We start from the raw sequence: 12,419 nt of genomic DNA, 5'->3' as shown, positions 1-12,419 counted from the left end.
GCCATACCGAGAAACGACTATCGTACGGGTGACGAAGAATTGACGGTATTGCTGCGCACCGCCGGGTTGACAGGCGCAGGTGCAGTTTGTGTGCCAGCACGGCGCAATGCAGCATCCGGTTGCGCATTGGCTGAACCGGAAGCGGTCAGGCTGCGACGTACATCAAGATTACGGGAGATCACCAGCACGACCCGGCGATTGCGGCCACGCCCTTCCGCCGTAGCGTTGGAAGCCACAGGCTGGAACTCGCCATACCCAACGGAAGCCATACGGGCCGGGTTCAAGCCTTCCATCGCCAGCATGCGCACGATGCTAGACGAGCGCGCCGAAGACAGTTCCCAGTTGGTCGGGAACTGGGAAGTGCTGATCGGCTGATCATCGGTAAAGCCCTCGACATGAACCGGGTTGTCGAACGGCTTGAGAATCTTGGCGACTTTTTCAATGATCGTGAACGCCTTGTCACTGGGGATGGCGTCCCCGCTGCCGAACAACAGGCCGGAACTGAGCTCGATTTCGATCCACAGTTCGTTGCCACGCACCGTCATCTGATTGGACTTGATCAGGTCACCGAAACCATCACGCACTTCATCGGCAATTTCCTTGAGCGGGTCGGTCACGTTCTGGCCAATGCCCGCATCGACTTGCTCACTGTCCTTGACCAACGGCTCGGCCGGCTTGACCGATAAAGGACGCTGCTCGCCAATGGGAATCGGCTTCATGCTGCGCTCGGGTTCGTTGAACACGCCCACCAGCGCTTCGGAAAGGATTTTGTACTTGCCTTCGTTGACCGAAGAAATCGAGTACATCACGACAAAGAAGGCAAACAGCAGCGTGATGAAGTCCGCGTAGGACACCAGCCAGCGCTCGTGATTTTCGTGCTCTTCGGGTCGACGACGTCGAGCCATGGCGTATTACTCCATGAAGCCTTGCAGCTTGAGTTCAATGGAGCGCGGGTTTTCACCCTCGGCAATGGACAGCAGACCTTCGAGAAGCATTTCGCGATAGCGCGACTGACGCAGGGCGATGCTCTTGAGCTTGTTGGCAACCGGCAACAGGATCAGGTTGGCCGAAGCCACGCCATAAATAGTAGCGACGAAAGCCACGGCAATACCGCTGCCCAGCTGGCTCGGATCAGCGAGATTGCCCATGACGTGGATCAGGCCCATGACGGCGCCGATGATGCCGATGGTAGGCGCATAGCCGCCCATGCTTTCAAAGACTTTGGCGGCCTGGATATCACGATGCTCCTGGGTCATGAAATCCACCTCCAGGATGCTGCGAATCGCTTGCGGCTCAGCACCATCGACTAACAACTGCAGGCCTTTGCGGGCATAGCTGTCAGGCTCGGCATCGGCCACCGACTCAAGGCCGAGCAAGCCTTCCTTGCGGGCGGTCATGCTCCAGTTGATGACCCGGTCGACACCACTCGCCAGGTCAATGCGTGGCGGGAAGAGAATCCAGACAGCAATCTGAATGGCACGCTTGAACGCGCTCATCGGTGCCTGCAGCATCGACGCCGCCAGCGTACCGCCAATCACGATCAAGGCCGCAGGACCATTGAGCAAGGCGGACAGATGCCCACCTTCCAGATAGTTACCGCCGACAATTGCAACGAACGCGAGGATGATACCGATCAGACTCAAAACATCCATCAGACACACGCCTCCACGAGGTGCCGGCCGATATCGTCCAGACTGTAAATCGCGTCAGCCAGATCAGCTTTGACGATCGCCATTGGCATGCCGTAGATCACGCAGCTCGCTTCATCCTGAGCCCAGACGTGGCTACCGCCCTGCTTGAGCAGACGCGCACCTTCGCGGCCGTCTGCACCCATGCCGGTCAGCACTACCGCCAATACCTTGTCACCGTAGGATTTGGCCGCCGAACCGAACGTAATGTCTACGCACGGCTTGTAATTCAGACGCTCGTCGCCCGGCAGGATCTTCACCGAACCACGGCCGTCAATCATCATTTGCTTGCCGCCCGGCGCCAGTAGCGCAAGGCCTGGACGCAGAATGTCGCCATCCTCCGCTTCCTTGACGCTGATCTTGCACAGCTTGTCCAGACGTTCAGCGAAGGCCTTGGTAAACGCTGCGGGCATGTGCTGAATCAACACGATCGGCGCAGGAAAGCTGGCAGGCAATTGGGTCAGCACGCGTTGCAAGGCAACAGGGCCGCCCGTCGAGGTGCCGATAGCGACCAGCTTGTAGTTCTTGCGTTTCGGTGTCCCTGACAACGGCGGGTGCGAGCTGCTGCTTGCCGCTGGAGCTGGCGCAGGTGCAGCACGCGGGGTTATCGGCCGCGCTGGAGCCGGAGTCGGACTTGTAGTTCTGCTGGTGACCGGAGTCGCAGCCGGCGCATGGGCCGGGCTGTGAATCGGTGCATGAGCCGGAGATGAGACGGGAGCTGCTACGGGAGCAGCAGAACCGCTCAAGCCGCGGCGATTACTGCGCGAAATGCTGTGGACTTTTTCGCACAGCAGTTGCTTGACCTTCTGCGGGTTACGCGAAATGTCTTCGAAATTCTTGGGCAGGAAATCCACCGCACCGGCGTCCAGTGCATCCAGCGTAACGCGGGCACCTTCGTGAGTCAGCGAGGAGAACATCAGCACCGGGGTTGGACTGCGCTGCATGATCTGGCGAACGGCGGTAATGCCGTCCATCATGGGCATTTCGTAGTCCATGGTAATCACGTCAGGCTTGAGCGACAGCACCAGATCAATCGCTTCCTTGCCGTTGCTCGCAGTACCGACAACCTTGATGTTTGGGTCTGAAGAAAGAATTTCCGTGACGCGGCGGCGGAAGAAACCGGAGTCATCCACCACCAATACCTTGACTACCATAAACACTCCATTACAGGCTGCACGGAAACGACTGCGCTGTGCGACATGCCTTTGAAGCGCGATTCGGGCGATGACAACAAATCGACCGAACGCATCCCAAAGGGCCACGAGACGCATACGCTCTATTGCCAGCTACGCACGCGACTCGACGTTGTTGTTATTGCCTTCTCGTGCATTCGCAGCGTTTCGACACAACCTGACCAGGCGCCACAGGCAGTTGCCTGCCGGTGGCACCAGAATCAAATACGCCGTGCGGCGTACCGCTTGAGCATACTCGGCACATCGAGAATCAAGGCAATGCGACCGTCACCGGTGATGGTGGCGCCTGACATGCCAGGCGTTCCCTGCAGCATTTTGCCCAGCGGCTTGATGACCACCTCTTCCTGGCCGACCAGTTGATCGACAACGAAGCCGATCCGCTGAGTGCCCACGGAAAGAATCACCACATGCCCTTCATGCTGCTCTTCGTGGACGGCCGAACTGACCAGCCAGCGCTTGAGGTAGAACAGCGGCAGCGCCTTGTCACGCACGATCACGACTTCCTGACCATCGACGACGTTGGTGGTCGACAGGTCCAGGTGGAAGATCTCGTTGACGTTGACCAGCGGGAAAGCGAAGGCCTGGTTGCCCAGCATCACCATCAGGGTCGGCATGATCGCCAGGGTCAACGGCACCTTGATGACGATCTTCGAGCCCTGGCCCTTGGTCGAGTAGATGTTGATCGTACCGTTGAGCTGGGCAATCTTGGTTTTCACCACATCCATGCCCACACCACGACCCGATACGTCGGAGATCTCGGTCTTGGTCGAGAAGCCCGGTGCGAAGATCAGGTTGTAGCAGTCGGTATCGCTCAGACGATCTGCAGCATCCTTGTCCATCACGCCACGCTTGACCGCAATCGCGCGCAGGACGTTAGGGTCCATGCCCTTGCCGTCATCGGAGATCGACAACAGGATGTGGTCGCCTTCCTGCTCGGCAGAGAGAATGACGCGACCGCCACGGGGCTTGCCGGATGCTTCGCGCTCTTCCGGTGTTTCCACACCGTGGTCAACCGCGTTACGCACCAAGTGGACCAGTGGATCGGCAAGCGCCTCGACGAGGTTCTTGTCCAGATCGGTTTCTTCACCCACCAGCTCAAGGTTGATTTCTTTCTTGAGCTGACGAGCCAGGTCGCGAACGAGTCGCGGGAAGCGACCGAAGACTTTCTTGATCGGCTGCATCCGGGTCTTCATCACCGCGGTCTGCAAGTCGGCCGTTACCACATCCAGGTTGGAAACCGCCTTGGACATGGCTTCGTCGCCGCTATTGAGACCCAGGCGAACCAGACGGTTACGCACCAGCACCAGTTCGCCGACCATGTTCATGATCTCGTCCAGGCGCGCGGTATCGACCCGCACGGTGGTTTCCGCTTCTGAAGCGACCGGCTTTTCAGCAGGTGGGGCAGCCGGTTTGGCAGGCGCAGGAGCAGGCGCGGCGGCCTTGGCGGGCGCTGGTGCAGCAGCCGGTTTGGCTGCAGCAGCCGGAGCAGGCTTCGCCGCTGGCGTCGCGGCTTTGGCAGGTGCTGCAACGGCGGCCGCAGGTGCAGCAACTGCAGCGGCTGTAGCAGCTATTTCCGGCTCGAACTTGCCCTTGCCGTGCAGCTCATCGAGCAAGGCTTCAAATTCGTTATCGGTGATTTCGTTGCCTTTGCCAGCCGATGCGGCTCCGGCAGCAGCAGGCGCTGACGCAACTGCGGTAGCGGCTGGAGACAACACTGCGGTGGCATCGAACGAACCTTTGCCGTGCAACTGATCAAGCAGCGCTTCGAATTCATCGTCGGTGATATCACCGCTTTGAGCCTTGCCAGCCGGTGCTGCAGCGACCGGAGCGGCAGCAGGTGCCGCGTCAGGCGCAAACTGACCTTTGCCATGCAACTGGTCGAGCAGCGATTCGAATTCCGAGTCGGTGATTTCGTCAGTTGCGGCTCCGCCCGTAGCAGCCGGTGCGGCAACAACCGGTGGTTGCTCCTTGGCGGCATTGAGCGAATCAAGCAGGTTTTCGAATTCGGTATCGGTGATCTCGTCGGAAGCCGCTTCAGCGACAGCTTCGACAGGTGCCTCCTCCACGACTTCAGCAGCGGGCGCTTCGTCAGCAGACGCAGGCTCTGCCAGACGCGCCAGGGCAGCCAGCAATTCCGGTGTTGCCGGAGTCACTTCACTGCGCTCACGCACCTGGCTGAACATCGCGTTGACCGCATCCAGCGCTTCAAGGACCACGTCCATCAGTTCCGAGTCTACGCGACGCTCACCCTTTCGCAGGATGTCGAAGACGTTCTCGGCGATGTGGCAGCACTCCACCAGCTCATGGAGCTGGAGGAAGCCGGCGCCCCCTTTTACAGTGTGAAAACCGCGAAAAATTGCATTGAGCAGATCTGCGTCATCCGGTCGGCTTTCCAGCTCGACCAACTGTTCAGACAACTGCTCGAGAATTTCGCCGGCCTCTACCAGAAAATCCTGAAGGATCTCTTCATCGGCGCCGAAGCTCATTGGGGTGCTCCCTAAAATTAACCGTCAACAGACCAGACTTAGAAGCCCAGGCTCGATAGCAGATCGTCTACATCGTCCTGTCCGGACACAACGTCTTCCCGTTTATCGGCATGAATCTGCGGACCTTCACCCTGTTTGATATGTTTTTCTGGATCTTTTTCTGCGCGGATGGATTCGTCGTCATGTTCGATGCCCGCAAAGCGGTCCACATGACTGGCCATGAGCACCAATTTGAGCAGATTGCTCTCGACTTCAGTGACCAACTGCGTGACGCGCTTGATCACCTGACCGGTGAGGTCCTGGAAGTCCTGAGCCAGCAGAATGTCGTTGAGGTGAGAGGAAACCTGGTGGGTATCCTTTTCAGTGCGCGTCAAGAAACCATCGACACGACGCGCCAGCTCACGAAACTCATCAGCGCTGACCTCACGGCGCATGAAACGCCCCCAGTCCGCACTCAAGGCCTTGGCCTCGTCGTTCAGACTGTGCATCAGCGGGGTGCTTTCTTCGACCAGGTCCATGGTGCGGTTGGCCGCGTTTTCCGTGAGCCTGACGACATACGACAGGCGCTCGGTGGCATCCGTGATCTGGGACACCTCTTCGGCTTGCGGCATGTTCGGGTCAATCTGGAAGTTGACGATCGCGCTGTGCAACTCGCGCGTCAGCTTGCCGATTTCTTGATACAGGCCACGATCCCGAGCCTGGTTGAGCTCATGGATCAGTTGCACGGCGTCGCCGAAACGGCCTTTTTCAAGGCTCGCCACCAGCTCGGTTGCGTGTTTTTTCAGGGTCGATTCAAACTCGCCCATTGACGTTTCGTTGTTCTCCATAAAGCCCTCGCGGCATACATCAGCTATTTACGCGCTCAAAGATCTTGTCGATCTTTTCTTTCAGCGCCTGAGCCGTGAATGGCTTGACGACATAACCGTTGACGCCGGCCTGAGCCGCTTCAATGATTTGGTCGCGCTTGGCTTCTGCGGTCACCATCAACACCGGAAGGTGCTTGAGGCGCTCATCGGCACGCACTTTACGCAGCAGGTCGATACCAGTCATGCCAGGCATGTTCCAGTCCGTTACCAGAAAGTCAAAGGAACCACTTTCCAGCATCGGCAACGCGGTAAGCCCGTCATCGGCTTCGGACGTGTTGGTAAAGCCCAGATCACGCAGCAGGTTTTTAATGATCCGCCGCATCGTTGAGAAGTCATCAACGATGAGGATTTTCATGTTCTTGTCCAATTCGACCTCCAAGCAGTCTTTGACGCGTTCAGCACCTGAACGCGCTGTTCAATCAATACCGGCACAGCTCACATCGGCTGCACGTAAACGACGGGCTTGGCAAATCAACAACTATGGAAACCGCACAGCAAATCCACGGACTGCATGAAAGCTATTGCTTTTAACAGTCCGTGGCGCGAATGCCTGTACGGCTCCAGCCTTGTCCACTGTCCCACGTAACGCTTTGCACAGCCTGCTCACACGAGACACACAATCACAAGGGATTGCGTACCACCTGTCAACGCGCTCGCCACTCTCCCAAACGCCCTCGTAAACGAGCTGCGCACTGGCTGTGTAACTGGCTGACTCGAGATTCGCTGACCCCCAGGACCTCACCGATTTCCTTGAGGTTCAGCTCCTCGTCATAGTACAGCGCCAAAACCAGACGTTCACGCTCCGGCAAGTTGGCAATTGCATCTGCCAACGCAGCCTGGAAACGTTCATCTTCCAGGTCGCGCGACGGCTCAAGCGAACCGCTTGCGCCATCCTCATGCAGTCCTTCATGTTCGCCGTCCTGCAAGAGGTCGTCGAAACTGAAGAGGCGACTGCCCAAGGTATCGTTCAAAATCCCGTAATAATCATCGAGACTCAATTGGAGTTCGGCCGCAACCTCGTGATCTTTAGCGTCACGGCCGGTTTTTGCTTCAATTGAGCGAATTGCGTCACTCACCATGCGCGTATTGCGGTGAACCGAGCGAGGAGCCCAGTCTCCCTTGCGCACTTCATCGAGCATCGCACCCCGGATACGAATCCCGGCATAGGTCTCGAAACTGGCACCCTTGGTGCAATCGTACTTGGTGGAAACCTCCAGCAAGCCGATCATCCCCGCCTGAATCAAGTCTTCGACCTGAACACTGGCAGGCAGGCGCGCCAATAAATGGTAAGCAATGCGCTTGACCAGCGGAGCATACCGCTCGATCAACTCATATTGCGAGTTTCTGGACGCTTTGCTGTACATCTGATAGCCGCTCGCGGTCATTGAACAGGCCCTGCACTTGTCTGGTAAACCAGTCGCTCAACGAAGAACTCAAGATGTCCACGTGGGTTGGCAGGCAGCGGCCAGGTATCGACCTTCTGCGCAATGGCCTTGAATGCCAGCGAACATTTAGAGCGTGGGAAAGCTTCGTATACGGCGCGTTGTTTCTGGACGGCCTTACGCACACATTCGTCGTAAGGCACTGCACCGACATACTGCAAAGCGACGTCCAGGAAGCGGTCAGTCACCTTGGTCAACTTGGCGAACAGGTTGCGCCCTTCCTGCGGGCTCTGGGCCATGTTGGCCAGGACCCGGAAACGGTTCATGCCGTAATCGCGATTGAGCAACTTGATCAGGGCGTAGGCGTCAGTGATGGAAGTGGGCTCATCGCACACCACCAGCAAGACTTCCTGAGCAGCCCGGACAAAGCTGACCACCGACTCGCCGATACCGGCGGCCGTGTCGATGACCAGCACGTCAAGATTGTCGCCAATGTCACTGAAAGCCTGGATCAGGCCGGCGTGCTGCGCCGGGCTCAGATGAACCATGCTCTGCGTGCCGGAGGCAGCAGGCACGATCCGGATCCCGCCCGGGCCTTGCAACAACACGTCGCGCAGCTCACAACGACCCTCCATCACATCGGCGAGGGTGCGTTTAGGCGTCAGCCCCAGAAGGACATCGACATTCGCCAGGCCAAGGTCGGCGTCCAGCAACATGACGCGCCGGCCGAGCTCGGCCAAGGCCAGTGAAAGATTCACTGACACGTTAGTCTTACCGACGCCACCTTTGCCGCCGGTCACCGCGATCACCTGTACGGGATGCATGCTGCCCATTTAATTCTTTACCTTGTCTTGCGTAGACCGAAGCCAGATTGCAGGCGACACGCTCAATGAAGAGCAATGCCAGGCAGACCACCGATGCAGGTAACTCTCAATAGTTCGCTTCACTTAACCGACCCGTTTGTTGGGGTTGTGGTAAAGGTCGGCGAACATATCCGCCATGGCCTCTTCGCTTGGCTCTTCTTGCATCTGCACGTTGACCGCGCGTGTCACCAATTGGTGGCGGCGTGGAATGTGAAGATCGTCAGGAATTCTAGGCCCATCAGTGAGATAGGCAACAGGCAGCTCATGACTGATCGCAAGGCTGAGCACTTCACCCAGGCTGGCGGTTTCGTCCAGCTTGGTCAGGATGCATCCGGCCAGACCACAGCGTTTGTAGCTGTGATATGCAGCAGTCAGCACCTGTTTCTGGCTGGTGGTTGCCAGGACCAGATAATTACGGGATTTGATACCGCGCCCTGCCAGACTTTCCAGCTGCATGCGCAACGCCGGATCACTGGCTTGCAGGCCCGCGGTATCGATCAACACGACGCGCTTGCGCAACAGCGGATCAAGCGCTTGCGCCAGCGACTGGCCAGGATCGACGTGAGTCACCGGTACGTTGAGGATACGGCCCAATGTCTTGAGCTGCTCCTGAGCGCCGATACGGAAACTGTCCATGCTGACCAGAGCGATATTCTGTGCGCCGTACTTGAGTACGTAGCGCGCTGCCAGCTTGGCCAGCGTGGTGGTCTTGCCCATGCCAGCCGGGCCGACCATGGCAATCACACCGCCCTCTTCAAGCGGCTCGACGTCCGGCACTTCAATCATGCGCGCCAGGTGGGCCAGCAACATGCGCCAGGCCTGACGTGGCTCGTCGATATCAGGGATCATTTCCAGCAGGTCGCGGGACAACGGGCCAGACAAACCGACACGTTGCAGACGACGCCACAGGTTGGCCTGGGCCGGACGACTGCCCTGCAACTGATTCCACGCCAGGGAGCCGAGCTGGACTTCCAGCAGCTCACGCAGGCCATTCAATTCGAAACGCATCGAGTCGTAACCGCGCTGACCACCAGCAGGTGCCGCCGGAGCGGCCTGCGGCTGTGCGGAGGGACGCGGCGGCTCTTCCAGCGTCGGCTCGATGTGGGTGTCAGCGGTGCTCAATGGCAAACCGGCAAACAACTGGCGATTGGTCGCGCCGTCGCTGTCGCTGCGGTTGTTCAGTTCTGCCTGGGCCGAGACGATGCGCGACTGGGTTTTGCGCAACTCGTCCTCGAGCTCGATATTAGGCACACGAGGTGCGAGCGCGGACAGTTTGTAATCCAGAGCGGCAGTCAGCTCGACGCCACCGGCAATGCGCCGGTTCCCGATGATGGCCGCTTCTGCGCCCAGCTCATCACGAACCAGTTTCATGGCTTGACGCATATCGGCGGCGAAAAATCGCTTAACTTGCATGACTCACTACCTCAGCCGTTAGGCCCGACAGTCGCTACGATGGTTACTTGCTTGTTGTCAGGAATTTCCTGATACGCCAACACGTGCATATTTGGTACAGCCAACCGTCCAAACCGCGACAGCATGGCCCGAACCGGGCCTGCCACCAGCAGAATCACTGGTAAGCCTTGCATCTCTTGACGCTGGGCGGCGTCGATCAGCGAACGCTGAAGTTTTTCCGCCATGCTTGGTTCAAGGAGAACGCCTTCTTCCTGACCCTGACCAGCCTTCTGAAGACTATTGAGCAATATCTGTTCCAACCTTGGCTCCAGCGTGATAACTGGTAGCTCCGGCTCAATGCCTACAATGCTTTGGACGATTGCGCGGCTCAATCCGACCCGGACTGCAGCCACCAGCGCGGCGGTATCTTGACTCCGTTGAGCGTTGTTGGCGATGGCTTCGGCAATGGTGCGGATGTCCCGCACAGGAACCTGCTCGGCCAACAGCGCCTGCAACACCTTGAGCAAGGCAGACAACGACAGAATGCCTGGAACCAGCTCATCAGCGAGCTTGGGCGAGCTTTTAGCCAGCAATTGCATCAGTTGCTGCACTTCCTCATGACCAATCAGCTCATGAGAGTGCTTGTAAAGAATCTGGTTGAGGTGGGTCGCGACCACGGTACTGGCGTCAACCACGGTATAACCGAGAGACTGAGCCTGGCTGCGCTGGCTGATTTCGATCCAGACGGCTTCCAGGCCAAACGCCGGGTCCTTGGCGGTAATACCGTTGAGCGAACCGAACACCTGACCCGGGTTGATGGCCAGCTCGCGATCCGGATAAATCTCCGCCTCAGCCAGCGTGACACCCATCAGTGTCAAACGATAGGCGCTGGGAGCCAGGTCCAGGTTGTCGCGAATGTGTACGGTCGGCATCAGGAAGCCCAGCTCTTGAGAGAGCTTCTTGCGCACGCCCTTGATCCGCGCCAGCAGTTGACCACCCTGATTACGGTCTACCAGCGGAATGAGGCGATAGCCCACTTCCAGACCGATCATGTCGATGGGTGTCACATCATCCCAGCCCAGCTCTTTGGAATCCTGAATACGCGTCGGCGAAGGCAGCATTTCCTGCTGACGCTTGACCTCTTCCAACGCGACGACCTTGACCTGATTCTCTTTCTTCCACAGCAGGTAGCCGATGCCGCAAGCGACAAGGCCCAGACTGATGAAGGAAAAGTGCGGCATGCCTGGCACGAGGCCCATCACGATCATGATCGCGCCAGACACACCCAGCGCTTTCCAGGAAGTGAACATCTGGCGGTTGATCATCTTGCCCATTTCTTCCGAACCGGAAGCACGGGTCACCATGATCGCTGCGGCGGTGGACAAAAGCAGTGATGGCAATTGCGCCACCAAACCGTCACCGATGGTCAGCAAGGTGTAAATCTTGCCTGCGTCAGCAAATGTCATGTTGTGCTGCAGCATACCCACGAGCATGCCGCCAATCAGGTTGATGAAGAGAATCAACAGACCGGCAATGGCGTCACCACGAACGAACTTGCTGGCACCGTCCATGGAACCGTAGAACTCGGCTTCCTGAGCGACTTCAAGACGGCGACGCTTGGCTTCAGGCTGGTCGATCAGACCGGCGTTCAGGTCGGCGTCGATTGCCATTTGCTTACCGGGCATGGCGTCCAGGGTGAAACGCGCGCTCACCTCGGAGATCCGTCCGGCACCTTTGGTGATTACCACGAAGTTGATGATCATCAGGATGGCGAACACCACGATACCGACGACGTAGTTACCGCCGATGACCACTTCACCAAACGCTTGAATCACTTTACCGGCAGCGGCGTGACCGTCCTGACCGTGCAGCATGACGACGCGGGTCGAGGCTACGTTGAGCGCCAGCCTCAATAAGGTGGCGACCAGGAGGATGGTCGGGAATACCGAGAAGTCGAGTGGACGCAGTGCGTACACACAGACCAGCAGAACCACGATGGACAGCGCGATGTTGAACGTGAAGAACACGTCCAGCAGGAACGGCGGGATGGGCAACATCATCATTGCCATCATGACCAACAGCAGCAACGGAACGCCCAGCTGGCCGCGGCCGAGGCCTGCCAGATTGCTACGTGCGCTACTGATTAACTGAGAGCGTTCCACCGATTATTCACCTGCGCGCTAAATCAAAACTTTGACGCCGATGGCGACCTGATATGACCTATTGCAAGAAGCTTTCCAACTGTGGAATTGGTGATGAAATAGCGGGTGGGGTCTGTAAGAAAGTGTGAGATTTTTTGGAACGGGTACTGATTTTTGTGTACATATCCGTTGTTGCGTTAATGGCTGATATTGGTTGCGCTTTTACAGCGCCTCACTTTTGAAATCCGGAAGCCGGCCCAGACAAAAGTAAGCAAAACGCTCTTGCCCCACCACTCGGTCCCTCGCTGGCGCTCGGCATACCCGTAATCCGACCTTGCTGCGTGGGGCCGCCGCCACCGGCCATCCATGGCCTGAGGCGGCTAAACCGGCATCCCTGCCGGTTTACCC

The 12,419-nt window shown here is 58.0% G+C and carries 10 protein-coding genes; all 10 read right to left on the bottom strand.

Annotated features, from left to right (window positions below; translation table 11 throughout):
* Nucleotides 1–17: 17 nt before the first annotated feature.
* The 10 genes from motD to flhA all read right to left on the bottom strand — a co-directional run bounded on the left by motD (nt 18) and on the right by flhA (nt 12,032).
* The gene (gene motD / locus KDX30_RS22185; protein WP_027898777.1) at nt 18–905 is read right to left on the bottom strand and encodes a flagellar motor protein MotD; all 888 of its coding nucleotides are present in this window, start codon (nt 903–905) and stop codon (nt 18–20) included.
* A gap of 6 nt (nt 906–911) precedes the next feature.
* Nucleotides 912–1,652 carry a flagellar motor protein gene (locus tag KDX30_RS22180; RefSeq protein ID WP_099267345.1) on the bottom strand — a complete coding sequence of 247 codons (741 nt, stop codon included), beginning with the start codon at nt 1,650–1,652 and terminating at the stop codon, nt 912–914.
* Complete coding sequence (locus KDX30_RS22175; RefSeq protein ID WP_122394630.1) at nt 1,652–2,842, bottom strand: protein-glutamate methylesterase/protein-glutamine glutaminase; 1,191 nt, start codon at nt 2,840–2,842, stop codon at nt 1,652–1,654. The genes KDX30_RS22180 and KDX30_RS22175 overlap by 1 nt, the downstream gene beginning before the upstream one ends.
* 239 nt (nt 2,843–3,081) lie before the next feature.
* Nucleotides 3,082–5,367, bottom strand: coding sequence for a chemotaxis protein CheA (locus tag KDX30_RS22170; RefSeq protein WP_231677504.1), 2,286 nt, complete (start codon nt 5,365–5,367; stop codon nt 3,082–3,084).
* A 38-nt stretch (nt 5,368–5,405) separates the two neighbouring features.
* Complete coding sequence (locus tag KDX30_RS22165) at nt 5,406–6,194, bottom strand: protein phosphatase CheZ (RefSeq protein ID WP_027898773.1); 789 nt, start codon at nt 6,192–6,194, stop codon at nt 5,406–5,408.
* 19 nt (nt 6,195–6,213) lie between these two features.
* Nucleotides 6,214–6,588 carry a chemotaxis response regulator CheY gene (locus KDX30_RS22160; RefSeq protein WP_176469940.1) on the bottom strand — a complete coding sequence of 125 codons (375 nt, stop codon included), beginning with the start codon at nt 6,586–6,588 and terminating at the stop codon, nt 6,214–6,216.
* A 289-nt stretch (nt 6,589–6,877) separates the two neighbouring features.
* Nucleotides 6,878–7,618 (bottom strand): RNA polymerase sigma factor FliA, encoded by a 741-nt coding sequence (gene fliA, locus KDX30_RS22155; RefSeq protein WP_027898771.1) that lies wholly within the window; start codon nt 7,616–7,618, stop codon nt 6,878–6,880.
* On the bottom strand, nt 7,615–8,448 hold the full coding sequence (gene fleN, locus KDX30_RS22150) for a flagellar synthesis regulator FleN (RefSeq protein WP_027898770.1): 834 nt from the start codon (nt 8,446–8,448) through the stop codon (nt 7,615–7,617). Before fleN ends, fliA begins: the two co-directional genes overlap by 4 nt.
* A gap of 114 nt (nt 8,449–8,562) precedes the next feature.
* On the bottom strand, nt 8,563–9,891 hold the full coding sequence (flhF, locus tag KDX30_RS22145) for a flagellar biosynthesis protein FlhF (protein ID WP_099267348.1): 1,329 nt from the start codon (nt 9,889–9,891) through the stop codon (nt 8,563–8,565).
* Nucleotides 9,892–9,902: 11 nt separating this feature from the next.
* Nucleotides 9,903–12,032 (bottom strand): flagellar biosynthesis protein FlhA, encoded by a 2,130-nt coding sequence (flhA, locus tag KDX30_RS22140; RefSeq protein ID WP_122705960.1) that lies wholly within the window; start codon nt 12,030–12,032, stop codon nt 9,903–9,905.
* Between the last annotated feature and the right edge of the window lie 387 nt (nt 12,033–12,419).

The organism is Pseudomonas quasicaspiana (assembly GCF_021147825.1).
GTDB lineage: Bacteria > Pseudomonadota > Gammaproteobacteria > Pseudomonadales > Pseudomonadaceae > Aquipseudomonas > Aquipseudomonas quasicaspiana.
The sequence above is the reverse complement of the archived record's forward strand: the minus strand, read 5'-3'. Positions and strand labels throughout refer to the sequence as shown.